Origin of the sequence: Streptomyces sp. TRM49041 (assembly GCF_008271805.1) — a bacterium.
In the GTDB taxonomy this organism is placed as follows: domain Bacteria; phylum Actinomycetota; class Actinomycetes; order Streptomycetales; family Streptomycetaceae; genus Streptomyces.
This window is the reverse complement of the sequence record NZ_VSRY01000144.1, coordinates 56,831-80,946: the sequence shown is the minus strand read 5'-3', so window position 1 is coordinate 80,946 and position 24,116 is coordinate 56,831. Positions and strand designations below refer to the sequence as shown.

Here is a 24,116-nt window from a genome sequence, read left to right as displayed (position 1 = left end):
CGCACGGGGGCACACCGTGTGGTGACGCATCTGTACGAGAGAATGGCGGCATGGAGATGCCGAGGAATGAACGGTCGCAGGAGAGCCCGCAGGTCCTCATCGTCGGGCAGGACGGTATGGCGCTCGGCGGTGGCGGCGACGGTGACGAAGCGTCGCGCGAGGTGCCGGTGACGGAGATGGTCGAGCAGCCCGCGAAGGTCATGCGGATCGGCAGCATGATCAAGCAGCTGCTGGAGGAAGTGCGGGCGGCACCTCTGGACGAAGCGAGCCGGGTACGGCTGAAGGAGATCCACCACAGTTCGGTGAAGGAGCTGGAGGAGGGTCTCGCACCCGAACTCGTCGAGGAACTCGAACGGCTGTCGCTTCCGTTCACCGACGAGGCGGTGCCTTCGGAGGCGGAACTGCGGATCGCACAGGCCCAGTTGGTGGGATGGCTGGAGGGCCTCTTCCACGGCATCCAGACGGCGCTGTTCGCCCAGCAGATGGCGGCCCGCGCCCAGCTGGAGCAGATGCGCCGCGCGCTTCCCCCCGGCCTGGCCTCCGAGGAGGAGGACGAGCCGGGGCGCGGCGCGGCCCGTACGGGCGGCCCGTACCTGTAACGGACGTATCGCGCGGCAGGTTGTCCGCCGCACGCGGCCCGGCACACCCGCCTGGTGTGCCGGGCCGTCGCCGTTTCGGTCAGCGCCACTGCCATACCGGTCAGGGCGTACCAGTCAGGGCGTACCGGTCAAGGCGTACCGGTCAAGGGGTGGTCAGCAGGACCTTGCCGACGTGGGTGCTCTCCTCCAGCGTCCGGTGGGCCTCCGCCGCCTCCGCCATCGGGAACGTGCGGTCCACCACGGGGCGGACGGTCCCCGCCCCGATCAGCGGCCAGACGTGCTCCCGTACGGCGGCGACGATGGCCGCCTTCTCGTCGTGCGGCCGCTGCCGCAGCGAGGTCGCCGTCACCGTGGCGCGCTTGCGCAGCAGCGCCCCCAGGTCCAACTCGCCCTTGACACCGCCCTGGAGACCGATGACCGCCAGTCGGCCGTTGACCGCGAGGGCCCGTACGTTCCGTTCCAGGTACTTGGCACCCATGATGTCGAGGATGACGTCCGCGCCGACCCCGTCCGTCGCCTTGCGCAGCTCGTCGACGAAGTCCTGCTCGCGGTAGTCGATCAGGATGTCGGCGCCGAGTTCCGCGCACCGCGCCAGCTTCTCCGGGCTGCCCGCCGTCACCGCGACCCGCGCGCCTACGGCCTTGCCCAGCTGGATCGCCATCGTGCCGATGCCGCTCGCGCCGCCGTGGACCAACAGGGTCTCGCCGGGGCGCAGATGAGCCGCCGTGAAGACGTTCGACCAGACGGTGGCGGTGACTTCGGGCAGAGCGGCGGCCGTGACCAGGTCCACGCCCTCCGGGACGGGCAGCAACTGCCCGGCCGGGACCGCGACCTTCTCGGCGTATCCGCCGCCCGCCAGCAGGGCGCACACCTCGTCTCCGACGGCCCACCCGGAGACGCCCGGGCCGATCGCGGCGACGCGCCCCGAGCATTCGAGGCCCGGGTACGGGGAAGCGCCGGGCGGAGGGTCGTAGAAGCCCCGCCGCTGGAGCAGGTCGGCGCGGTTGACGGCGCTCGCCGCCACGTCGACGAGTACCTCACCGTCGCCGGGCACGGGATCGGGCACCTCGGACCAGACGAGCGCCTCGGGGCCACCGGGTTCCGGAATCGTGATCGCATGCATGGGCGCGAGGCTACTCCGGCTACCTGCCCTGCGAGGAACCACTCTTCGGTCCGCTCTTCTGTCTGTTCTGCGCCCCGTTCCCCGCCCGCACGATGGTGATGACCCGGTCGGTCAGCTGGAGCGGGCTCGCCTCGGCATCGTCGTAGCCGATCAGCCGGTGGCCCCTCAGCACGCTCACCACGAGGTCGTCCGTATCGCGTACGCCCCTGCCGGCCTCCGCCTTGGTCACCGGCCGTTCCACGATGTCGAGCCCGGTGCCCTGCTCGATCAGGCCCTCCAGCACCGTGCCCGCGCTGGGGCTCAGCACGGACAGCGCCAGCAGCCGTCCCGCGGCGCTCGCGCTTGTGATCACGGCGTCCGCGCCGGACTGGCGCAGCAGCGGCGCGTTCTCCTCCTCGCGTACCGCGGCGACGATGTTCGCGCCCCTGTTGAGCTGCCGGGCGGTGAGCGTGACCAGCACCGCCGTGTCGTCGCGCTGTGTGGCGACGATGATCTGGCGGGCCCTCTGCACCTCGGCACGGAGCAGCACATCGCTGCGGGTACCGTCGCCGACCACCCCGACGAGCCCGTCGGCGTTGGCGGCGTCGATCACCTGACTGCTCGGGTCGACGACCACGACCCGTTCCTGCTTCAGCCCGGTGGCCCGCAGCGTCGCCAGCGCGGAGCGGCCCTTGGTCCCGAAGCCGACGACGACGGTGTGGTCTCGCAAGACGGACCTCCAACGTTTCTGGCGCCACTCCTCACGGGTGCGCTCGGCGAGCACCTCGAGAGTGGTGCCCACCAGGATGATCAGGAACATTACGCGCAGCGGCGTCACGACCAGCACATTGATCAGCCGGGCGGTATCGGTGACCGGGACGATGTCGCCGTAGCCGGTGGTCGAGAGCGTCACGGTCGCGTAGTAGACGGCGTCGAGCAGGCTGACGTCCCCGTCGAGGCCGTCTCTGTAGCCGTCCCGGTCGATCAGGACGATCAGCACAGTCGCCGCCAGCACGAGCCCGGCGAGCAACAGTCGCTTCACCACCTGCCGCAGCGGATACTCGACGATCGGGCGGGGCAGCTTCACTCGGCCCGTGGCCGGCTGCTCGCCCCCTTGATAGCGCTTGGTGTCCCGGCTGGAAGGTTTCACGTGAAACACCCGCCGGGGGCCGCCGGGGCGGGACCGGGGGCCGAGGCGGAAGCGGTCCAGGGCAGGTCGAGGATCTCCAGTTCGTCGCCCGGCCGGGCGCCGCCGGGCGGGATGACGGCGAGCCCGTCGGCCGCGGCCAGCCCGCGCAGCATGGCGGGGCCGGTGTAGTGCAGGGGCACGGCCCGCCCGGCGCGGTGGACGACCGGGACGAGGCGGGTGTCGTGCGGATGGCCGTGCACGTCGTCGCGCACGGGTGCGAGGTACGGCTCCGGAGGCCTGCGCCCGGCGAGGCCGCGCAGCAGTGGCTCGGCGAGGGTGAGCAGCCCGGAGACGGCCGCCAGGGGGTTGCCGGGCAGTCCGACGAGGTGCCGGTGTGTGCCGGGGGCGGTGGTGGCGGGGGTAGCGGTGGTGGCGGTGGTGGTGGCGGCGTCCAGGCGGGCCAGCAGCATCGGATGGCCGGGGCGTACCCGCACGCCGTCCACCAGGAGTTCGGCGCCCGCCCTGCGGAGGACGGGGTGGACGTGGTCGACCGGCCCGGACGCGGTGCCTCCGGTGGTGATGACCAGGTCGGCCTCGGTGCCGGTGACCGCCGCGTGGAGCGCGTCGGCGTCGTCCCCGACACGTCGGACGGCGAGGACGTCGGCGCCGAGCGCGCGCAGCCAGGGGCCGAGCATGGGGCCGAGCGCGTCCCTGATGAGCCCGTCGTGGGGGACTCCGGAGGGGAGCAGTTCGTCGCCGAGGACCAGGACCTCGACGCGGGGGCGGTCCACGGTGACCAGCTCGTCGTATCCGGCGGCGGCGGCCAGGCCCAGGACGGCGGGGGTGACGACGGTGGCGGCCGGGAGCAGCCGGTCGCCCGTGCGGCACTCCTGGCCGCGTGGCCGGATGTCCTGGCCGGGGACCACCTCGCGGCGCGCGTACAGATGGCCGCCGCTCTCCTCCGTACGGGCGCCGCGGGCGGGCTCGGTGCGGGCGTGTTCGGTGCGGATGACGGCGGAGGTGTCGGCCGGGACGCGTGCGCCGGTCGCGATGCGTACCGCGGTGCCGTCGGGCAGGGCGGGAACCGCTCCGTGTCCGGCCAGGACCGAGTCGCCCGGGCGGATCTCCCAGGGCCCCGGCCCGGCGACGGCCCAGCCGTCCATGGCCGAGGTGTCGAACGACGGCAGATCGGTGAGCGCGGTGAGCGGCTCGGCGAGGACGCCGCCCAGGGCCGCGTCCAGCGGGACGCGGCGGGTGGGCGCGGAGGCGGTCCGGCCGGCGCGGGCGGCGATGGCCCGGGCCTGGGCCCAGGCCGTCTCGCGGTGGCCCGGCGGGTGCGGCAGGGAGGGGCGGGCCTGCGGCCTGCCGACGAGGGCGAGGGCTTCGTCGACTCCGTCGACGTCCGGGTCGGTCATCCGGCGTCGGCCTCTTTCGCCCATCGGTCGGCGAGCGCGGCGGCCTTGCGCGCGGCCTCCGCGACCGCCTCGGGCCCGTCGTCCTCCGCCTTGGCGGCCGCGTACCCCACGAGGAAGGTGGTCAGCGGCGCGGCCGGCCGGGCGACGCCGTGGGCCGCGTCGCGGGCCAGGTCGAGCAGTACGCCGGTGTCGACGTCCAGCTCGATGCCGAGTTCTGCCTTGACCGCGGTGATCCATTCGTCCAGCACGTTCCCATGCTCCCTGATGCGGGCCCGGGCCGCGGCAAGATCCTCCCAGGTGTCGCAGTCGAACGCGGCGAGCGGCTGGGCGGGGACCCGGGCGAGGTCCAGTTCCTGCGTCAGCAGACGCAGGGGCAACCCGGAGAGACGGCCGTGCTCGGTGGCGAGGAGCGCGATCTCACGGCGCAGCGGCTCGGTCCGGTAGGCGGCGACGAGCGGTTGGTCACGGCCGTCGGCGTCCACGGCCAGCGCTGCCTCGGAACTCCCGGCCGTGAGGGTGTCGACGAGCTGCCGCACGGCCGACCTGTCCACAAACGGCAGATCACCGCCGAGCACCACGACCGCGTCGGCGTCGACATGCCGTATCCCGGCGGCGAGAGCGGCGAGCGGTCCTCCGCCGGGCGGCTCCTCCCGCGCCCAGACGACGGGCCGGACGGTCGGTCGCCGGCCACCCACGACCACGGCCCGTCCGGCGTCACGGCACGCGTCCAGCACCCGGTCGAGCAGTGCGCGCCCGCCCACGCTCAGGGCGGGCTTGTCGGCGCCACCGAGTCGCCTCGCGGCGCCTCCGGCCAGTACGACGGCGTCAAAACGGGTCACGCGCCCAGTATGGTCGCCGCTCCCTCCGGAGCGGGAAGGGCCCCCGGCCCCGGCCCGGGGAAGAGGGCCGGGGCCTGGCGCTACAGCGTGCGCAGGAGGACCGACGGGTGCTCGACGCAGTCGGCCACGTACCGCAGGAACCCGCCCGCCGTGCCGCCGTCGCACACGCGGTGGTCGAAGGTGAGCGACAGCTGGACCACCCGCCGGACCGCCAGTTCGCCTTCGTGGACCCACGGCTTGGGGACGATCCGCCCGACGCCGAGCATGGCCGCCTCGGGGTGGTTGATGATCGGCGTGGAGCCGTCGACACCGAACACGCCGTAGTTGTTCAGCGTGAACGTCCCGCCCGTGAGGTCCGCCGGGGAGAGCGAGCCGGTGCGCGCCGACTCCGTCAGCCGGGCGAACTCCGCCGTGAGGGACTCGGCGGAGCGTGAGTGCGCGTCGCGGACGACGGGCACGACCAGGCCCCGGTCCGTCTGGGCGGCGAAGCCGAGGTGCACCTCGGGCAGCCGTACGATCTCCCGCGCCTCCAGGTCCACCCGGGAGTTGAGCTCCGGGTACCGGGCGAGGGCGGCCGTGCAGACCCGGGCCAGGAGCGCCAGCAGGGAGATCTTCGGCCCGCCGGCGGCGTTCATCGCGGCACGCGCCGCCATGAGCTCCGTCGCGTCGGCGTCCACCCAGCACGTCGCGTCGGGTATCTCCTGGCGGCTGCGGGTCAGCTTGTCCGCGACCGCACCACGCACGCCGCGCAGCGGCACCCGCTCCCCGACGGCCGGCCCCGCCGTCCCGGCGACGGCCGGGGCGGCCTGCGCGGCAGCGGGCACCTGGGCCGGGGCGGCCGAGGCGCGCTCGACGTCCGCGCGCAGGATCAGCCCGTCGCGCCCGGAGCCCCGCAGCTGCCGCAGATCGATACCGCGCTCCCGGGCCAGCTTTCGCACGAGCGGCGATATCACCGGCACGGGACCCTCGGCGGGCGCCGCGGCATCGGGAGCGGGCGCCTGCGCGGGAGCGGGCGCCGGTGAGGGCTGTGCGGTCACGGCGGCGGACCTGGGCGCCGCCGCGGCGACGGGTGCGCCCGTGCGGACACGCCGCCGCCGGGCGGCCGCGGCACTGGTCCCGTAGCCCACGAGCACGTTCCCGGAGCCCTCCTCGGCGCCGCCCTTGGAGGCGTCCGCGGACGCCGCCCCGGCGGTCTCCCCGGCAGCGGCCGCGGAACCGGCAGCACCACCCGGTGCGGCCTCCGACGCGCCCACCGCGACGGTGATCAGTGGCGCGCCGACCGGCAGCTCCTGTCCCTCCTCGCCGAAGCGGGCGGTGACCACTCCGCCGTACGGGCACGGCACCTCGACCATGGCCTTGGCCGTCTCGACCTCCACGACCGGCTGGTCGACGGCCACGACGTCCCCGACGGCGACGAGCCACCGCACGATCTCGGCCTCGGTGAGGCCCTCCCCGAGGTCCGGCAGCTTGAACTCGAGCACTTGCGCCATCAGCTCTGCGCCTCCCACTGGAGCCGGGCGACCGCGTCCAGGACCCGGTCGACGCCCGGCAGATGGTGCCGTTCCAGCATCGGCGGCGGGTACGGGATGTCGAACCCGGCAACCCGCAGCACCGGCGCCTCCAGGTGGTGGAAGCACCGTTCGGTGACCCGCGCGGCGATCTCCGCACCCGGCCCGGCGAAGCCGGTGGACTCGTGGACGACGACCGCGCGCCCCGTGCGCCGTACCGACGCGCAGACCGTCTCGTCGTCGAACGGCACCAGCGACCGCAGGTCGACGACCTCGAGGTCCCAGCCCTCGGCCTGTGCCGCCTCGGCCGCCTCCATGCAGACCGGGACGGAGGGGCCGTATGTGATCAGCGTGGCACTGCGTCCGGTGCGCCGCACCACGGCGCGGCCTATCGGCTCGACCGCCGCCGGGGCCTCGGGCGACCAGTCGGCCTTGGACCAGTAGAGCCGCTTCGGCTCCAGGAAGACGACCGGGTCGTCGGAGGCGATGGCCGCGCGGAGCAGCCCGTACGCGTCGGCGACCGTCGCGGGCGTGACGACATGGAGTCCCGGGGTCGCCATGTAGTACGCCTCGGACGAGTCGCTGTGGTGCTCGACGCCGCCGATCCCGCCGCCGTACGGCACCCGGACGACGAGCGGCAGCGGCATGGCGCCCCGGGTCCGGTTCCGCATCCGCGCCACATGGCTGATGAGCTGTTCGAAGGCGGGGTAGGCGAACGCGTCGAACTGCATCTCCACGACCGGCCGCAGCCCGTACATCGCCATGCCGACAGCGGTGCCGAGGATGCCGGCCTCGGCGAGCGGGGTGTCCGTGCACCGGTCCTCGCCGAACTCCTTCGTGAGCCCGTCGGTGACCCGGAAGACCCCGCCCAGCGTGCCGACGTCCTCGCCCATGACGTGCACGGACGGGTCTTCGGCCATCGCGTCGCGCATGGCCCGCTGGAGGGCCTGCGCCATGGTGGCGGGCTTGGCTGCCACGGTGGTCATCGCACGTCACCTTCCGCCTCGGCGGCCAGCTCCGCCCTCAGCTGCGCGGCCTGCTCCTGGAGCTGCGGTGTCTGCTCCGCGAAGACATGGGCGAACAGGTCCATCGGGTCCAGCTCGGCGTCCGCGTTCATCCGCTCCCGCAGCCGCGCGGCCATGACCTCGGCCTCCTCGGCCGCCTCACGGATGCCGTCCTCGTCGATCAGTTCTCGCTCCGTCAGCTCCCGCTCCAGGAGCTGGATCGGGTCGTGCCGGCGCCACGCCTCGACCTCGCCCTCGCCGCGGTACCGGGTCGCGTCGTCGGCGTTGGTGTGGGCCTCGATCCGGTACGTCACAGCCTCGACGAGGGTCGGGCCGCCGCCGCGCCGGGCGCGGGCCACCGCCTCGGAGAGCACCTGGTGGACCGCCGCCGCGTCGTTTCCGTCGACGAGCCGGCCCGGCATGCCGTAACCGACGGCCTTGTGGGCGAGCGAGGGGGCTGCGGTCTGCTTGGCGAGCGGCACGGAGATCGCGAAGCCGTTGTTCTGCACGAGGAAGACGACCGGCGCCTGCCACACGGCCGCGAAGTTCAGCGCCTCGTGGAAGTCGCCCTCGCTGGTGCCGCCGTCGCCGACCATGGCCAGCGCCACGACGTCGTCACCTTTGAGGCGGGCGGCGTGCGCCAGACCCACCGCGTGCGGGAGCTGTGTGGCGAGCGGGGTACACAGGGGGGCGATGCGGTGTTCACGCGGGTCGTAGCCGGTGTGCCAGTCGCCCCGGAGCAGGGTCAGCGCCTGCACGGGGTCGAGTCCGCGAGCCACGGCGGCCAGGGTGTCGCGGTACGACGGGAAGAGCCAGTCCCGGTCCTCGAGCACGAGCGCGGCGGCCACCTCGCAGGCCTCCTGGCCGGTGCTGGACGGATAGACCGCCAGTCGGCCCTGCTTGGTGAGCGCGGTCGCCTGCGCGTTGTAGCGGCGGCCCCGCACCAGCTCGGCGTAGAGCCTGCGCAGTACGGCGGGGGCGAATCCGGCCGCGGCGTCCGTACCGAGCACCCGGTAGGGCTCGGGGTCCGGGAGCAGCGGCGCGGGGTCGGTGCGCGGCTTCCACGCCGGGGGCGGGGTGGGCCGATAAGAGGCCGCGCCGGGCAGCTCTTGGACCGTCATGACAGCACCTCCTCGTGGGAGTGGGCATAAGACCCGAGGGGCGGCGCGGATGTGGCGCGCCTCACCTACCGATTGTTCGGTCGTGGAGCCAATTTGGCTACAGGCGACCTCAGCCTGTGGACAAACGGTTCTCCACAGCCTGGGATAGAGGCAGGTCGTCCACGGAAGAGAGGTGGGGGGACATGGCAGCTGAACAAATGGCCGACGGCTGGGAGCAAGCGCCACAAGGCGCTGACGGGGCTCTGCCGCCGCGCCCGCTCGACGCCATCGACCGAGACATCCTGCGGATCCTCCAGACGGATGGTCGTGCGTCGATACGGTCGGTGGCCGAGCGGGTCCATGTGTCGCGGGCCAACGCGTACGCACGGATCAACCGGCTCATCGACGACGGGGTGATCCGCGGCTTCAGCGCTCGCGTCAACCACGAGCGAGCCGGGCAGGGCGCGTCGGCGTACATCACGCTCAAGATCGTGCAGAACTCGTGGCGCACCGTCCGCGAGCAACTGCAGGCCCTGCCGGGCGCCGCGCACATCGCCCTGGTCAGCGGGGACTTCGATGTGCTGCTACTGGTGCACACACCGGACAACCGCAGCCTCCGGGAGCTGGTCCTGACCAAGCTCCAGGCGATCCCGGAGGTGCTGTCGACCCGCACGCTGCTGGTGTTCGAGGAGACGGACCTCGACCGCAGACTGACGGCGGACGAGCTGTAGCGGCCGCCGCGCGCCTCAGTGGCTGGTGCGCAGGCCGTCGAAGGCCATGTGGACGACCGTGTCCACCAGCTGCTGGCGGTCGGCGCCGTCGCCGGGCTGTGGCCGATACCACTCGACGAGCGAGTTGACCATGCCGAAGAGCAGCCGGGTCGCGAGCTTTATGTCCACGTCGGCGCGGAGATCCCCCTCGGCGGCCGCCGCCTTCATCAGGTCGGCGACGCGGTGGTCGAACTCGCGGCGCCGCTCCAGGGCCCAGCGCTCGGTCCGCGTGTTGCCGCGCACCCTCAGCAGCAGCGTCACGTAGGGCAGCTCGGCCATCAGCACCTCGACGGTGCGCCGGGTCACGTACTCCACGCGTTCGATCGCCCGGCCGCGCGAGGCGGGCGCCTCGTCCAGTACGGCGAACAGCCCGTCCAGTGCGCGGCTGACCGCGCGCCGCAGCAGCTCCTCCTTGCCCGCCACGTGGTGGTAGATCGAGGACTTCGAGATCCCGGCGGCCTTGGAGAGGTGCTCCATGGACGTGCCGTCGTAGCCACGCTCGTTGAACACCTGGACGGCCACCGAGAGCAGCGTCTCGGGAGTGTAGGTGTCGCGCCTCACGGTGGTCACTGTCCGGCCTCCCGCTTGTCGTCGGCATAGGAGTGGCGGTACAGGGCCAGCGAGGGCGCGTACCGTCCGGAGGGGTCGCGCTCGTGGAGTTCCTCAAGGATGCTGTACGCCCAGTTCTTGCCGAGCTTCCGGCTCCACTCGACGGGCCCGAGAGGATAGTTCACGCCGAGCCGCATAGCGGTGTCGATGTCCTCCTCGGTGGCGACGCCCTTGGCGACTGCCTCGTGCGCGAGGTCGATGATTCTCGCCACGGTCCGGGCGACGATCATGCCTGGTACGTCGCCGATGACGCTGACCTTCTTGCCGAGGGCCTGGAAGAGTCCGATCGACTGGCTGAGGGTCTCCGGTGATGTGTCGGGCCCGGCGGCCAGCGCGACACGGGTCGCCTTGCGGTAGTCGAAGGCCAGGTCGAAGTAGACGACGTCGCGGAACTCGACGGAGGTCTGGCCGTCGGCGGGCGCCAGCTGGCCGCCTGTGGGCAGCTGCAGCCGGGAACCGTTGTCGTCCCCCTCCTCGCGCAGGCTGATCCCGGCCTCGCGGATCATGCCGAGCAACTCGCCGAACGGGAAGAGGTCACCCTCCACGACCAGGTACGCGGGCGGCTCGGCGGGCTCGGCGGTGTTCGGCTCGGGGCGGTGCCCGCCCTCGTCGTCGTACGTGTACCAGCCGCGGCCGGACTTGCGGCCCAGCATCCCCGCCTCGACGAGTCGGCGCTGGGACAGCGAGGGCCGGAACCGGGGGTCCTGGAAGAACGCCTCCCACACGGAGTGGGTGACGGCTTCGTTGACGTCCTGGCCGATGAGGTCCGTCAGCTCGAACGCGCCCATGCGGAAGCCGCCGGACTCGCGCAGGACGGCGTCGATGGTCGCTGAGTCGGCCGCCTGCTCCTCGTGGACCGCGAACGCCTCCGCGTAGAACGGGCGGGCGATGCGGTTGACGATGAAGCCCGGGGTGTCGGCGCAGGCGACCGGCGTCTTACCCCAGCCGCGGGCCGTCTCGTACGCGCGTGTGGCGGACGCGATGTCGGTCGCGAAGCCGCTGACGACCTCGACGAGCGGCAGCAGCGGCGCCGGGTTGAAGAAGTGCATGCCGACGAAGCGCCCCGGGGAGCGGAGCGCTCCGGCGATGGCGGTGACGGAGAGTGAGGAGGTGTTGGTGGCGAGCAGGCAGTCGTCGTCGACGATGTCCTCGAGGGCGGCGAACAGTTCCTGCTTCACCGTGAGCCGCTCCACGATCGCCTCGATGACGAGCACGGCGTCGGCGAGCTCGTCGAGGCTCACTGCCGGGTGGAGCCGCGCGGCGGCCGCGTCCCGCTCGTCCTGGGTCAGTCGCCCCTTGGCGACCAGCCGGTCGAGTCGGCCCGCGATGCTCTCGGCCGCCTGCGCGGCGCGCCCGGGTGCGGCGTCGTAGAGGCGTACGGGGTGGCCGGCGACCAGGGCGACCTGGGCGATGCCCTGGCCCATGGTGCCCGTGCCGACGACGGCGACGGTGCTGCCGCGTTCGACGGCGCCGCGAGCCGCCAGTGATGCCCTGGCCTCTGTGTCGGTCATGTCAGTGATCCTCCCCGATGCGTTTTCCACATGTCCGAGAGACCCCCTTGTCCCGACCGATCGTTCGGTTACTCTAGCTCTGTTCGCCTGTCCCTGCCCAGCTCACCGAGGAGTTGGTCCCTCATGGCCGCCGCGCAGCTGACCACCGACAAACTGGCCGAGAGGCACCGGCCCACACTCGACCAGGCGCTGGAGGCGATCCGTACGCGCGCCTACTGGTCCCCTCACCCTGAGCACCCGAAGGCGTACGGCGAGAACGGCTCACTGAGCGCCGCCGACGGTCTCGCCGCCCACAAGGCCACGCTCGGCTCCCGTCTCGAGCTGGACCAGCCGGGCACGGACGGCTGGACGGGCGGTGAGATCTCCCCGTACGGGCCGGCGCTGGGCGTGGAGTATCCGCACGTCGACATGGACGTGCTGCTGCCGGCCATGCGCGCGGGCCTGGGGACCTGGCGGGACGCGGGGCCGGAGACGCGCGCCCTGGTCTGCCTGGAGATCCTGGCGCGGATCAGCGCCCGTACGCACGAGTTCGCACACGCGGTGATGCACACCAGCGGGCAGGCGTTCATGATGGCGTTCCAGGCGGGCGGCCCGCACGCTCAGGACCGTGGCATGGAGGCGGTGGCGTACGCGTACGCGGAGCAGACCCGCACGCCGCAGGACGCCGAGTGGTCCAAGCCGCAGGGCAAGCGGGACCCGCTGGAGCTGCGCAAGACGTTCACCCCGGCCGGCCGCGGCGTCGCCCTGCTGATCGGCTGCAACACGTTCCCGACGTGGAACGGCTACCCGGGCCTGTTCGCCTCCCTGGCGACGGGCAACGCGGTGCTGGTCAAGCCGCACCCACGCGCCGTCCTCCCGCTCGCCCTGACCGTGCGGATCGCGCGCGACGTGCTGGCCGAGGCGGGCTTCGACCCGAACCTGGTGGCACTGGCCGCCGAGCGGCCCGGCGAGGGCATCGCCAAGACGCTGGCAGTCCGCCCCGAGATCCGGATCATCGACTACACCGGCTCGACGTCGTTCGGCGACTGGCTGGAGACCAACGCCCGCCAGGCACAGGTGTACACCGAGAAGGCCGGCGTCAACACGGTCGTCGTCGACTCGACCGACGACTACAAGGGCATGCTGTCCAACCTGGCGTTCTCACTGTCCCTGTACAGCGGACAGATGTGCACGACGCCGCAGAACCTGCTGATCCCGCGCGACGGCATCACCACGGACGCCGGACCCAAGTCGTACGACGAGGTGGTCGCCGACCTCGCGGCCGCCGTGGACGGCCTGCTGGGCGACGACACGCGGGCGAACGCGCTGCTGGGTGCGCTGGTCAACCCGGATGTGAAGGCCCGCCTGGAGGCGGCGGCCGGTCTCGGCGAGGTGGCGCTGGCCTCCCGCGAGATCGCGAACCCGGACTTCCCGGACGCCGTCGTGCGTACCCCGGTCCTGGTCAAGCTCGACGGCTCCAAGCCGGACGCGGAAGCGGCGTATATGTCGGAGTGCTTCGGCCCCGTCGCGTTCGCCGTATCCGTCGACTCGACCACCGACGCCCTGGATCTGCTGCGCCGCACGGTGCGCGAGAAGGGCGCCATGACGGTCGGCGCCTACACGACTTCGGCGGATGTGGAGCGCGCGGTCGAGGAGGTCTGCCTGGAGGAGTCGGCGCAGCTCTCGCTGAACCTGACGGGCGGCGTCTATGTGAACCAGACGGCGGCGTTCTCCGACTTCCACGGCTCCGGCGGCAACCCGGCCGCGAACGCGGCCCTGTGCGACAGCGCCTTCGTCGCGAACCGCTTCCGGGTGGTGGAGGTCCGCCGCCCGGCGTGACCCGGTGGCTTCCGGCCCGGCCTGGGGGGTGTCCCCGGTGCCGGGCCGACGCCTCCTAGGCGGGAGGTTCGGCGATCTCCGCGTACCGCTGGATCCAGGCGTGCATGGCGATCGCCGCGGCCGCTCCGGCGTTGATGGAGCGGGTGGAGCCGAACTGGGCGATCGAGCAGACCATCCGGGCGTGCTTACGGGCCTCCTCGGTGAGGCCGGGACCCTCCTGCCCGAACAGCAGCACACAGCGGCGGGGCAGCACGGTGCGCTCCAGCGGCACCGCGCCCGGCAGGTTGTCGATACCGATGATCGGCACGTCCTGGTCGTCGGCCCACGCCGTCAGCGACTCGGTGTCGGGGTGGTGGCGCACATGCTGGTACCGGTCGGTGACCATGGCGCCGCGCCGGTTCCAGCGCCGCCGCCCGACGATGTGGATCTCTTTCGCCAGGAACGCGTTGGCGGTGCGGACGACCGAGCCGATGTTGAAGTCATGGCCCCAGTTCTCCACCGCCACATGGAAGTCATGGCGGCGGGTGTCCAGGTCGGCGACGATCGCCTCGCGCCTCCAGTAGCGGTAGCCGTCGACGACGTTGCGCCGGTCCCCGTCCGCGAGCAGCTCGGGGTCGTACCGCTCGTCCTGCGGCCACGGCAGGGGGTGCGGTCCGACACCGACCTCGGGGCCGTAGCCGTCGTCGTACTGGAGGGGGGTGTTCGTGGGGGTCTCGCTGCTCACCCGACGAGGGTACGGCGAGTCCGGTCCTCCGGTGCCGGCTGCTTCTCGTGGCCGGCTGTCCCACCAGGGCGCACCCGTTCCCCGGCCCACCGCGCCCGGGCCTCCAGCCACAGCAGGAAGACGGTCGGCAGGAAGACGGCGTCCGCGGCGATCATCGCCAGGGAGAAGAACGGCAGGCCGAGCAGGAGCGCGATGCCCGCGTGCTCCAGCATCATCGCCGCCAGCAGCACGTTCTTGACCCGCCGGTTGAAGAGCGTGAACGGGAAGGCCACCTGGACGATGACCGTGGCGTAGGTGATGAGCATGACCATCACCCCGCCGCCCGCCAGGAGATCCGACAGCGCGGGCCACGGGGTGAAGTAGTCCAGCTTCAGCGGGTAGTACAGCGCGGTGCCGTCCTGCCAGCGCGAGCCCTGGATCTTGTACCAGCCGGCCGTCGCGTAGATCAGGCACACCTCCGCCATGATCACCGCCAGGGCGGCGTTGTGCAGCAGGTTCGCGACGACATCGAGCAGAACGCGCGGCTCGCCGGGTGCGAAGCGGCACACCAGCCACCACACGCCCTGCGCCAGCCAGAGCAGCCACAGCAGCACGAACATCCACGGCTCGCCGGTCCTGTCGCGGAAGAGCACCACCGCCACGAGGGCGAACCCCAGGACCACCCAGAGTGCCGCACCGGCCGGATCGACGGCCGGAGCGGGGCGGCGGGACCGGCGGCGGGCGTCCAGCGACCAGACATGTCCGCAGCGTGTGAAGACCAGGTAGAGCGCCATGAGGTGGATGACGTTGTCGCCGCCGTCGCCCATGAAGACGGAGCGATTCTGCAGCGACAGCACGCCCACCATGAAGAGCACCGATGTGGCGCGGGTACGCCAGCCGACCAGCAGCAGCGCGCTGGACAGCACGGCGACCGCGTACACGATCTCGAACCAGAGCGTGGAGTCGGACCACATCAGGACGGTGAAGGAGTGGTTGTCCGCGATCAGCTGGCGGGCCATGCCCCAGCCCCACGGCCCCTGCGGCCCGTACAGCTCATGGCGGTGCGGGAACTCACGAAGGAGGAAGAAGAGCCAGGTCGCGGCGAAGCCGATGCGGACGACTGCGGTCTGATACGGGCCGAGGACGGTCCCGGTGACCCGCTGGATCGCCCGTGCGACGCGGCGGTCCGCGAACGGCGCGGGGGACACGGGCGGGGCAGGCGGCGCGGTGGCCGCGGGGGGCGCGGTCGCCGCCAGGGGTGCGGGCAGCGCCGAGGGCGTGAGGGGGGTGAGGGAGGGTTCGCCGGGGGACTCGCCGGGCGGCCCGGCCTGCGGGGGAACGCTGCTCGGGTTCACCTGGCCTCCTCCCCCGTGCGGCCGCCGGTCACGCCGCCCGCCAGGTCGGCGGCGGTCACGGTCCACCACGGCAGCAGCCGGTGGTATGGCCGCGCGTCGATCTTCTCGTCGCTCCACGGCGGGGCTTTCACGCCCGTGGTCGAGGAGCGCATCTGTATCCGCTCGATCTTCCCGCCCAGGTCGTGGCGCTCCAGCCGCATCAGGGCGATGCGCCGGATGTAGCGCTCGGAGAGCCCGGCGCGCAGGCCGTTGCCCTCGTCGTCGTTGCCGTGCTGGTTCACGTAGAAGTCCCAGGCACGGCGCAGCTCGTTCTGCTGCACATGACTGGGGAAGGGGTTGCCGCGGATCGCCGCACCGTCCTCGGCGGACAGGTCGATCCACGGCGTGACCCGGCGCTCGCCGGCATCGACGACCTCGGCGCGGACCTGGACCGCGATGTTCTGCTGGAGCGGGTTGGGGGCGAAGAGCTTCCAGTTCTGCTCGAACTCCGGCATGACCCAGTCGTCGACCGCTCTGCCGTGCTCCTTCGTCAGCGTGTTCGAAGGTGCGACATGGAGAAAGACCATGGCCAGATGGAAGCAGGCGACGAATCCGATCGCCGCGAGCGCGACAGCGGCGGCGGCCTGATACGGGAGGGAGAGTGCCGTTATCCCGGCCGGATCGGGACTCCGGCCGCCGACAGCGTGCCCAGCGCGTCCGCGCTGCTCGTCGTACGACTCCATCCCGCCCCGATCCGCGTCGCTCCACCGCAGTTATCCACAGGGTTGACACCATACGGGCCGCCGACTCACCATTGAAGTCATTCAACCGAACGATCGGTCGGTAGGGGGCCCGATGACGGCAGTGACTGCGGACTCGCAGGAGGCGTACGAGGCGGTGTTCGATGCCGCTGTCGCCGCTGACGAGCGCATCGAACCGCGTGACTGGATGCCGGACGCGTACCGCGCGACGCTGGTCCGCCAGATCGCCCAGCACGCCCACTCCGAGATCATCGGCATGCAGCCCGAGGCGAACTGGATCACGCGCGCGCCCTCGCTGCGCCGCAAGGCCATCCTGATGGCCAAGGTGCAGGACGAGGCGGGGCACGGCCTGTATCTGTACAGCGCCGCCGAGACGCTCGGCACCGGCCGGGACGAGCTGCTGGACAAGCTCCACTCGGGGCGCCAGAAGTATTCGTCGATCTTCAACTACCCCACCCTGACCTGGGCCGACGTCGGCGCGATCGGCTGGCTCGTGGATGGCGCCGCGATCACCAACCAGGTGCCGCTTTGCCGCTGCTCCTATGGCCCGTACGCCCGCGCGATGGTCCGCATCTGCAAGGAGGAGTCGTTCCACCAGCGCCAGGGCTACGAGGCGCTGCTCGCCCTCTCCCGCGGCACACCGGCCCAGCACGAGATGGCACAGGACGCCGTGAACCGCTGGTGGTGGCCGTCCCTGATGATGTTCGGCCCGCCCGACGACGAGTCGGCGCACTCCGCGCAGTCCATGGCCTGGAAGATCAAGCGCCACTCCAACGACGAGCTGCGCCAGCGCTTCGTCGATATCTGCGTCCCGCAGGCGGAGTCCCTGCGCCTCACCCTCCCCGACCCCGACCTGCGGTGGAACGAGGAGCGGGGCCACCACGACTTCGGCGCGATCGACTGGGCCGAGTTCCGCGAGGTCCTCAAGGGCAACGGGCCCTGCAACGAACAGCGGATCACCCAGCGCCGCCGGGCCCATGACGAGGGAGCCTGGGTCAGGGAGGCGGCGGCCGCGTACGCCGCGAAGCAGAACGATCGGATCAAGGGCGACGAGTCCGGGGAGACCGGGGAGGCGACGGCATGACCACCAGCGACTGGCCGCTGTGGGAGGTGTTCGTGCGCTCGCGCCGCGGGCTGTCCCACTCCCACGCGGGAAGCCTGCACGCCCCGGACGCGGAGATGGCCCTGCGCAATGCCCGCGACCTGTACACGCGGCGCAACGAAGGCGTCTCCATCTGGGTAGTGCCCTCGGCCGCGATCACCGCGTCGTCGCCCGACGAGAAGGACCCCTTCTTCGAGCCGTCCGCCGACAAGCCGTACCGGCACCCGACCTTCTACGAGATCCCCGAGGGAGTGCAGCACCTGTGACTACCTCCCTGAACACCGCGGCCCTCGCCCTCGGAGACGACGCGCTGGTGCTGTCCCACCGTCTGGGGGAGTGGGCGGGCCACGCACCCGTGCTGGAGGAGGAGGTCGCCCTCGCCAACATCGCGCTGGATCTGCTCGGACAGGCAAGGGTGCTGCTCTCCCTCGCCGGCGACGAGGACGAGCTCGCCTTCCTCCGGGAGGAACGGGCCTTCCGCAACGCACAGCTCGTCGAGCAGCCGAACGGCGACTTCGCCCACACCATCGCCCGTCAGTTGTACTTCTCCACCTACCAGCGACTGCTGTACGGCCGGCTCGCGGCTGCCGAGTCGCGCGCGGGCGACGAGCAGCAGGACACGCTGAAGGCGCTCGCCGCGAAGGCGGTCAAGGAGGTCGCCTACCACCAGGACCACGCCGAGCAGTGGACGCTGCGGCTCGGCGACGGCACGCCGGAGAGCCACGACCGGATGCAGCGGGCATGCGACGCTCTGTGGCGCTTCACCGGCGAGCTGTTCCAGCCGGTCGAGGGCGTCGATGTCGACTGGCGGGAGCTGGAGGCCGACTGGCTGGCATCGGTGTCGGCGGTGCTGGGCCGGGCGGCCCTCTCCGTGCCCGAGGGGCGGCGGGAGACCCCGTGGAGCGCGGGTGCGGGTCGGCAGGGTGTGCACACCGAGTCGTTCGGACGGATGCTCGCCGAGATGCAGCATCTTCACCGCAGCCACCCGGGGGCGTCATGGTGACCATGACGCCGCTCGAGGAGGAGCTGAGCCGCCTGGCCGGTTCTGTCCCCGACCCCGAGCTGCCGGCGCTCACCCTGGAGGAGCTCGGCGTACTGCGGGGCGTGCGTGTCCTCTCCCCCGGCAAGGTGAAGGTCGAGCTGACCCCCACCTACACCGGCTGCCCGGCCATCGAGGCGATGTCCTCCGACATAGAGCAGGTCCTCCACGACCACGGCATACCCGAGGTGTCCGTCGTCACGGTACTCTCCCCCGCCTGGTCCACCGACGACATCAGCGACGAAGGACGGCGCAAGCTCAGCGAGTTCGGCATTGCCCCGCCGCGCCGGCAGGGGACGGACGGCCCGGTGCCGCTGACCCTCGCCATCCGCTGCCCGCACTGCGGCTCGACCGACACCGAGCTGCTGAGCAGGTTCTCGTCGACCGCGTGCAAGTCGCTGCGCCGCTGCGTCACCTGCCGCGAACCCTTCGACCACTTCAAGGAGTTGTAGATGTTCCATCCGCTCCGGGTGAGCGAGGTCGAGCGGCTCACAGACGACTCGGTGGCCGTCACCTTCGCCGTCCCACCCGAGCTGCGCGAGGCGTTCCGCCATACCCCCGGCCAGCACCTGGCGATGCGCCGGATGTCCACGGGGGGCGAGGAGATCCGCCGTACGTACTCGATCTGCTCACCCGCTGCCGCGCCCGGCGAGGACACGGTGCTGCGAGTGGGCATCCGGCTGGTGGACGGCGGCGAGTTCTCGACGTACGCCCTGAAGGAGCTCGCGGTCGGGGACACCGTCGAGGTCATGGAGCCGATGGGCCGGTTCGTCCTGGCGCCGCGGCCCGGTCACTTCGCGGCGATCGTCGGCGGTAGCGGGATCACGCCGGTTCTGTCGATCGCGGCCACGCTGCTGGCCCGGGAGCCGGAGTCGCGCTTCTGCCTCATACGGAGCGACCGCACGGCCGCCTCGACGATGTTCCTGGACGAGGTGGCGGACCTCAAGGACCGCTACCCGGACCGCTTCCAACTGGTCACGGTGCTGTCCCGGGAGGAGCAGCAGACGGGGCTGCCGTCCGGGCGGCTGGACGAGGAGCGGCTGACCGGGCTGCTTCCCGTGCTGCTGGCGGTGGACGATGTGGACGGCTGGTTCCTGTGCGGGCCGTTCGGGCTGGTTCAAGGCGCCGAGCGGGCGCTGCAGGGGCTTGGCGTCCGACGGAACCACATCCACCAGGAGATCTTCCATGTGGACGACGGCTCGTCGACGGCCCGCCGGCCGTTGCCGGGTGAGGCGGCGCACGCCACGCTGACCGCGACGCTGGACGGCCGTTCCGGGTCGTGGCCGGTGCAGGAGGGCGAGTCGCTGCTGGAGACCGTGCTGCGCAGCAGGTCGGACGCACCGTACGCATGCAAGGGCGGCGTCTGCGGCACGTGCCGGGCGTTCCTGGTGTCCGGCGAGGTGCGGATGGACCGCAACTACGCGCTGGAGTCCGAGGAGACGGAGTCCGGTTATGTGCTGGCGTGCCAGTCGCATCCGATGACGGCGGAGGTTGAGCTCGACTTCGACCGCTGACGGAGTCCCGCGGGCCGTATGGCCGGTGCCTGTGCCGTGGCCGTGGCGCGCCCCGCCATTCCCTTCCACTAGAACCTGTTCTATGGTGACGCCCCGTCAGACATCCAGGACCGCCGCTGCCCGGCAGCGGGGCAGCGGGGCAGCGGGAAGAACTGGAGGGCGCGACCGTGGACTTCACCTTCACCGAGGAGCAGCAGGCGGCGGCCGAGGCCGCCAGGGCGGTCTTCTCGGGCGTGGCGCCCGACGGCGTGCCCAGCCCGGCGCGTACCCCGGGTGCGGTGGCGGAGGACCTCGACCGGCCGCTGTGGGCACGGCTGGCGGACGCCGATCTGCTGAGTCTGGTGCTCGGGCCCGAGCACGGCGGCGCCGGCCTGGACCCGATCGCCCTCTGTCTGGTGCTGCGCGAGTCGGCCGGCGTGCTGGCCCGGATACCGCTGCTGGAGACGAGCGCGGTCGCCATGATCGTCGAGCGGTACGGCGACAGGGTCCTGGCCACCGAGCTCCTTCCTGCCGTCGGCCGGGGCGAACTGGTGCTCACCGTCGGCGCGAACGGCCGCACCGGCCACGACCCGGCCGAGCTGGCCGTCACGGCCCGCCGCGACGGCGACGGCTGGCTGCTGGACGGTGTCCAGACGGCCGTCCCGTGGGCATGCGGCGCGGACCGCATCGCCGTACCGGCCACCACGGACGACGGGAGCGCCGTGCTGGCCCTGGTGCCGCGCGACCGGGACGGTACGACTCTGGCAGACCAGGTGTCCACGAACGGCGAGCTGCTCGCGGAGCTGCGGCTCGACTCCGTACGGACCGGCGCGCACGAGCTGATCACCGCCGACGGCGCCTGGGAGTGGCTGCGCGCCCTGCTCACGGCCGGCACCTGCGCGCTGGCGCTGGGCGTGGGCACCGCCGTGCTCAGCATGACCAGCGAGTACACCGGGAAGCGGCACCAGTTCGGCCACCCGATCGCGACGTTCCAGGCGGTCGCCGTGCAGGCCGCCGACCGCTACATCGACCTGCGGGCCATGGAGGCCACCCTGTGGCAGGCGGCCTGGCGGCTCAGCACCGGCGCCGGAGGCCCGCTACCGGCGGCCGCCGATGTCGCGGTGGCGAAGATCTGGGCCTCGGAGGGCGTGCGGCGCGTCGTCCAGACGGCACAGCATCTGCACGGCGGCTTCGGCGCGGACACGGACTATCCGCTGCACCGCTACCACGCCTGGGCCAAGCACCTGGAGCTCTCGCTCGGCCCGGCCGCCGCGCACGAGGAGGCCCTCGGCGACCTGCTGGCCGCCCACCCCCTGAGCTGACCGCCCCGCGTACGGAACCGACCAGGACTAGACGACGACCGCGGGGCCGCCGTGCTCGGCCACCATCGGGCGGCCGGAGCCCTCCCAGGCGAGCATGCCGCCGTCGATGTTCACCGCGTCGACACCCTGCTGCACCAGGTACTGCGTGACCTGCGCCGAACGGCCGCCGACCCGGCACATCACATAGGCGCGCCGCCCGTCGGCCACCGCCTCCGTCACCTCGCCGAAGCGGGCGACGAACTCACTCATCGGCACATGCACAGCGCCCTCGACATGCCCGGCCGCCCACTCGTCGGCCTCCCGCACGTCCAGGACCAGCGCGTCGCCCGGAACGGACGCGACGTCCACGGTGGGCAGCGGTGCGAAGTTCATCGATCAATCCTTCTCTCTGGGGCGGGTACGGGAGCTCTTCACTCCAGGCTCTTACTCGGGCGAGCTCGTCAGTCCGGCCAGCTCTGCCTCACGCTCGGACACCTGGGCCAGCAGTTGCTCGGCGACCTCGTCGAGCAGCCGGTCGGGGTCGTCGGGCGCCATCCGCAGCATCGCACCGATCGCGCTCTCCTCCAGCTCACGCGCGACTGCGGCCAGCAGCTCCTTGCGGTGCGCCAGCCACTCGAGGCGCGCGTACAGCTCCTCGCTCTCGCTGAACTCGGGCACGGCGGGGGCGGGACCGGCCGCCCACTCGTCGGTCAGCTCGCGCAGCAGCGTCTCGTCACCCCGCGCGTACGCGGCGTTGACCCGGGAGATGAACTCGTCGCGCCGCTTCCGCTCCGCCTCGTCCGCGGCCAGGTCGGGATGGGCCTGGCGGACCAGTTCCCGGAAGAGCCTGCGCGCCTCGTCGCTCGGGCGGACGCGCTTGGGCGCCTGCACGGGCCGCTCGTTCAGCATCGCCGCGGCCTCCGGGGACAGGCCGTCGGAGTCGATCCAGCTGTGGAAGAGCTCGTCGACCCCCGGCATGGGCTGGACCAGCGCCCGCGCCTCCTGCGCCTTCCGCAGGTCCTCCGGGTCACCGGTACGCGCCGCGCGGGCCTCCGCGATCAGCGCGTCCAGCTCGTCCAGGCGCGCGTACATCGGGCCGAGCTTCTGGTGGTGCAGCCGGGAGAAGTTCTCCACCTCGACGCGGAAGGTCTCCACCGCGATCTCGAACTCGATCAGCGCCTGCTCGGCCGCGCGCACCGCACGCTCCAGGCGCGCCTCCGGCGCCTCGGCGGCCTCGGCACCACCGGGCGCCTCGGCCCGCCCCTGCTGCTCGGGCTGCTCAGGCTGCTCGGCGGCAGCGGCCTCGTCCACGGAGGCGCCGGTCACATCGTCGCTCGGGGTCGTCACCCGACCAGACTACGGGCGACCGGTGCCCACCCGTCACACCCCCAGTTCGGCGGCGATGCGCCCGCTCCGCACGGCCGCCACCAGATCTGCGTGATCGGCCTCCGTACGGTCCGCGTACGCCACGGCGAAGCCCGCGACGGCCGCGTCCAGCTCGTCGTTCTTGCCGCAGTACGCCGCTATCAGCCGGGGGTCGGCGCTGTGCGCGTGCGCCCGCGCCAGCAGGGCACCGGTCATCCGCCCGTAGTCGTCGACCTGGTCGGCCGCCAGCGCCGCCGGGTCAACGCTGCCCTTCCGGTTCCGGAACTGCCGCACCTGGTACGGCCGCCCCTCCACGGTCGTCCACCCCAGCAGGCTGTCGCTGACCACCTGCATCCGCTTCTGGCCCAGGACCACCCGGCGCCCCTCGTGCTCCGCCGCCTCGGCCTCGAACCCGGCGGCCGGCAGATACGGCACCAGCGCTGACGGCCGCGCCTCCTTCACCTGGAGGACCAGCGGCTCCCCCCGGTGGTCCAGGAGCAGCACCACATACGACCGGGTGCCCACACTGCCCGTGCCGACCACCCGGAAGGCCACGTCGTGGATCGCGTACCGGCCGAGCAGCGGCAGCCGGTCCGGCGGCAGCGTCCCCAGATACGGGCCCAGCGCCGCCGCGACCGCCGCCGCCTCCGCGTCGGGCACCCGCCGCAGCACGGGCGGGGCGTCCATGAACCGCCGTACGCCGTCCTCGCAGCTCTCCGTCGCCTTCGCGGCGAAGCGGGCGCTGGTGTTCCTGCGCGCCTTCTCCGACACCCGCTCCAGCGTGCCCAGCAGATCCCGCGCGTCCGCGTGCGAGACGAGCTCCTCGTCGGCGATGGCGTTCCAGGCGTCCAGCACCGGCATCTTGGCCAGCAGCCGCATGGTGCGCCGGTAGGCGCCCGCCGCGTCGTACGCCGCCGCCCGGCACACGTCCTCGTCGGCGCCGGTCTCCCGCCCGGCCAGCACCAGCGACGCCGCGAGCCGCTTGACGTCCCACTCCCAGGGGCCGACCACGGTCTCGTCGAAGTCGTTCAGGTCGATGACCAGGCGGCCCCGCGCATCGCCGTAGAGCCCGAAGTTCGCCGCGTGCGCGTCCCCGCATATCTGCGCGGCCACCCGGGTCACCGGTGTACCCGCCAGGTCGTGCGCCATCAGTCCGGCGGCCCCGCGCAGGAACGCGAAGGGTGTGGCCGCCATCCGGCCGACCCGTATCGGCGCCAGCGCCGGCACCCGGTCCCGGCTCGACTCCTCGACCGCGCGCACCGCGTCCGGCCGACCGGCGCCCGGCACGAGGGTGTCGTGCGACGACCGGGGCACCCGCTCCCGCAGAGCCTTGCCCCGCGCCTTCGGCCCCTCGTCCACGCCCGGCCGGTACGCCCCGCCCCGACGCCGCGCGAACCCCGGCACCACGGGGATACGCCCACCCGAAGCGCCACCCGGGGAGCCGCCCGTACCTCCGCCGACAGCGCTGCCGCTGCCCGTCCGCTGCGCGGGCACCGCAGCCCGGATCTCGTCCATGCGCCCCCCAATTCCCCGACGCTCAACAGCCGTCCGACGACCGTACCCGCCCGCACACCTGCCGTCGCCCCCTGTGGACAACCCTCGTTCACACCATGC

Annotated in this window: 24 protein-coding genes; 9 read left to right on the top strand and 15 right to left on the bottom strand. The window is 72.4% G+C overall.

The window, feature by feature from the left end; translation table 11 throughout:
• Positions 1-50: 50 nt before the first annotated feature.
• Positions 51-599, top strand: coding sequence for a bacterial proteasome activator family protein (locus FVS66_RS19575; protein WP_149182476.1), 549 nt, complete (start codon positions 51-53; stop codon positions 597-599).
• A gap of 142 nt (positions 600-741) precedes the next feature.
• Here FVS66_RS19575 and FVS66_RS19570 read toward each other — a convergent pair whose 3' ends face one another.
• The 7 genes from FVS66_RS19570 to pdhA all read right to left on the bottom strand — a co-directional run bounded on the left by FVS66_RS19570 (position 742) and on the right by pdhA (position 8,717).
• The gene (locus tag FVS66_RS19570) at positions 742-1,722 is read right to left on the bottom strand and encodes an NAD(P)H-quinone oxidoreductase (RefSeq protein ID WP_149182475.1); all 981 of its coding nucleotides are present in this window, start codon (positions 1,720-1,722) and stop codon (positions 742-744) included.
• Positions 1,723-1,741: 19 nt separating this feature from the next.
• Entirely contained in the window at positions 1,742-2,851 is a 1,110-nt protein-coding gene (locus FVS66_RS19565) for a potassium channel family protein (protein ID WP_149182474.1), read from the bottom strand.
• Positions 2,848-4,269, bottom strand: a complete 1,422-nt coding sequence (locus tag FVS66_RS19560) for a molybdopterin molybdotransferase MoeA (protein WP_149182473.1) — start codon at positions 4,267-4,269, stop codon at positions 2,848-2,850. The genes FVS66_RS19565 and FVS66_RS19560 overlap by 4 nt, the downstream gene beginning before the upstream one ends.
• Complete coding sequence (locus FVS66_RS19555) at positions 4,242-5,084, bottom strand: NTP transferase domain-containing protein (RefSeq protein WP_149182472.1); 843 nt, start codon at positions 5,082-5,084, stop codon at positions 4,242-4,244. The genes FVS66_RS19560 and FVS66_RS19555 overlap by 28 nt, the downstream gene beginning before the upstream one ends.
• A gap of 80 nt (positions 5,085-5,164) precedes the next feature.
• Positions 5,165-6,574 (bottom strand): dihydrolipoamide acetyltransferase family protein, encoded by a 1,410-nt coding sequence (locus tag FVS66_RS19550; RefSeq protein WP_149182471.1) that lies wholly within the window; start codon positions 6,572-6,574, stop codon positions 5,165-5,167.
• Positions 6,574-7,578 (bottom strand): alpha-ketoacid dehydrogenase subunit beta, encoded by a 1,005-nt coding sequence (locus FVS66_RS19545; protein ID WP_149182470.1) that lies wholly within the window; start codon positions 7,576-7,578, stop codon positions 6,574-6,576. Before FVS66_RS19545 ends, FVS66_RS19550 begins: the two co-directional genes overlap by 1 nt.
• Positions 7,575-8,717, bottom strand: coding sequence for a pyruvate dehydrogenase (acetyl-transferring) E1 component subunit alpha (pdhA, locus tag FVS66_RS19540; protein WP_149182469.1), 1,143 nt, complete (start codon positions 8,715-8,717; stop codon positions 7,575-7,577). The genes FVS66_RS19545 and pdhA overlap by 4 nt, the downstream gene beginning before the upstream one ends.
• A 197-nt stretch (positions 8,718-8,914) precedes the next feature.
• On the opposite strand from pdhA, the gene FVS66_RS19535 reads away from it, so the two are divergent.
• The gene (locus FVS66_RS19535; protein WP_149182500.1) at positions 8,915-9,427 is read left to right on the top strand and encodes an Lrp/AsnC family transcriptional regulator; all 513 of its coding nucleotides are present in this window, start codon (positions 8,915-8,917) and stop codon (positions 9,425-9,427) included.
• Positions 9,428-9,442: 15 nt separating this feature from the next.
• On the opposite strand, the gene FVS66_RS19530 is transcribed toward FVS66_RS19535, so the two are convergent.
• Together FVS66_RS19530 and FVS66_RS19525 are read right to left on the bottom strand one after the other, a co-directional pair.
• Positions 9,443-10,036 (bottom strand): TetR/AcrR family transcriptional regulator, encoded by a 594-nt coding sequence (locus FVS66_RS19530; RefSeq protein ID WP_149182468.1) that lies wholly within the window; start codon positions 10,034-10,036, stop codon positions 9,443-9,445.
• A complete protein-coding gene (locus tag FVS66_RS19525; RefSeq protein ID WP_149182467.1) occupies positions 10,033-11,586 on the bottom strand; it encodes a 3-hydroxyacyl-CoA dehydrogenase in 1,554 nt (517 codons plus the stop codon). The genes FVS66_RS19530 and FVS66_RS19525 overlap by 4 nt, the downstream gene beginning before the upstream one ends.
• Positions 11,587-11,709: 123 nt before the next feature.
• On the opposite strand from FVS66_RS19525, the gene paaN reads away from it, so the two are divergent.
• Complete coding sequence (paaN, locus tag FVS66_RS19520; RefSeq protein WP_149182466.1) at positions 11,710-13,404, top strand: phenylacetic acid degradation protein PaaN; 1,695 nt, start codon at positions 11,710-11,712, stop codon at positions 13,402-13,404.
• 55 nt (positions 13,405-13,459) lie between these two features.
• Here paaN and FVS66_RS19515 read toward each other — a convergent pair whose 3' ends face one another.
• From FVS66_RS19515 to FVS66_RS19505, 3 genes are all read right to left on the bottom strand, one after another.
• The gene (locus FVS66_RS19515) at positions 13,460-14,128 is read right to left on the bottom strand and encodes a TrmH family RNA methyltransferase (RefSeq protein WP_149182465.1); all 669 of its coding nucleotides are present in this window, start codon (positions 14,126-14,128) and stop codon (positions 13,460-13,462) included.
• Entirely contained in the window at positions 14,125-15,315 is a 1,191-nt protein-coding gene (locus FVS66_RS19510; protein ID WP_149182499.1) for an HTTM domain-containing protein, read from the bottom strand. The genes FVS66_RS19515 and FVS66_RS19510 overlap by 4 nt, the downstream gene beginning before the upstream one ends.
• Positions 15,316-15,458: 143 nt before the next feature.
• Positions 15,459-16,184, bottom strand: coding sequence for a DUF5819 family protein (locus tag FVS66_RS19505; protein WP_149182464.1), 726 nt, complete (start codon positions 16,182-16,184; stop codon positions 15,459-15,461).
• A gap of 112 nt (positions 16,185-16,296) precedes the next feature.
• Between FVS66_RS19505 and paaA the strand changes: the two genes are divergently transcribed.
• The 6 genes from paaA (at position 16,297) to FVS66_RS19475 (ending at position 21,158) form a co-directional block, all read left to right on the top strand.
• On the top strand, positions 16,297-17,286 hold the full coding sequence (paaA, locus tag FVS66_RS19500) for a 1,2-phenylacetyl-CoA epoxidase subunit PaaA (RefSeq protein ID WP_149182463.1): 990 nt from the start codon (positions 16,297-16,299) through the stop codon (positions 17,284-17,286).
• Positions 17,283-17,570 carry a 1,2-phenylacetyl-CoA epoxidase subunit PaaB gene (paaB, locus tag FVS66_RS19495; protein ID WP_149182462.1) on the top strand — a complete coding sequence of 96 codons (288 nt, stop codon included), beginning with the start codon at positions 17,283-17,285 and terminating at the stop codon, positions 17,568-17,570. The genes paaA and paaB overlap by 4 nt, the downstream gene beginning before the upstream one ends.
• A complete protein-coding gene (paaC, locus tag FVS66_RS19490; RefSeq protein WP_149182461.1) occupies positions 17,567-18,307 on the top strand; it encodes a 1,2-phenylacetyl-CoA epoxidase subunit PaaC in 741 nt (246 codons plus the stop codon). The genes paaB and paaC overlap by 4 nt, the downstream gene beginning before the upstream one ends.
• Positions 18,301-18,795, top strand: coding sequence for a 1,2-phenylacetyl-CoA epoxidase subunit PaaD (gene paaD, locus FVS66_RS19485; protein WP_149182460.1), 495 nt, complete (start codon positions 18,301-18,303; stop codon positions 18,793-18,795). The genes paaC and paaD overlap by 7 nt, the downstream gene beginning before the upstream one ends.
• Complete coding sequence (locus tag FVS66_RS19480) at positions 18,796-19,857, top strand: 2Fe-2S iron-sulfur cluster-binding protein (protein WP_149182459.1); 1,062 nt, start codon at positions 18,796-18,798, stop codon at positions 19,855-19,857. It abuts the gene before it with no gap.
• A 167-nt stretch (positions 19,858-20,024) separates the two neighbouring features.
• Positions 20,025-21,158 carry an acyl-CoA dehydrogenase family protein gene (locus tag FVS66_RS19475; protein WP_149182458.1) on the top strand — a complete coding sequence of 378 codons (1,134 nt, stop codon included), beginning with the start codon at positions 20,025-20,027 and terminating at the stop codon, positions 21,156-21,158.
• Between the two features lie 27 nt (positions 21,159-21,185).
• On the opposite strand, the gene FVS66_RS19470 is transcribed toward FVS66_RS19475, so the two are convergent.
• The 3 genes from FVS66_RS19470 to FVS66_RS19460 are packed head-to-tail and all read right to left on the bottom strand — an operon-like array spanning position 21,186 to position 24,017.
• Positions 21,186-21,530 carry a rhodanese-like domain-containing protein gene (locus FVS66_RS19470; protein ID WP_149182457.1) on the bottom strand — a complete coding sequence of 115 codons (345 nt, stop codon included), beginning with the start codon at positions 21,528-21,530 and terminating at the stop codon, positions 21,186-21,188.
• A gap of 51 nt (positions 21,531-21,581) precedes the next feature.
• Positions 21,582-22,484: a hypothetical protein gene (locus FVS66_RS19465; RefSeq protein WP_149182456.1), complete on the bottom strand. Its 903-nt coding sequence runs from the start codon at positions 22,482-22,484 to the stop codon at positions 21,582-21,584.
• A gap of 33 nt (positions 22,485-22,517) precedes the next feature.
• Positions 22,518-24,017 (bottom strand): DUF2252 domain-containing protein, encoded by a 1,500-nt coding sequence (locus tag FVS66_RS19460; RefSeq protein ID WP_149182455.1) that lies wholly within the window; start codon positions 24,015-24,017, stop codon positions 22,518-22,520.
• Between the last annotated feature and the right edge of the window lie 99 nt (positions 24,018-24,116).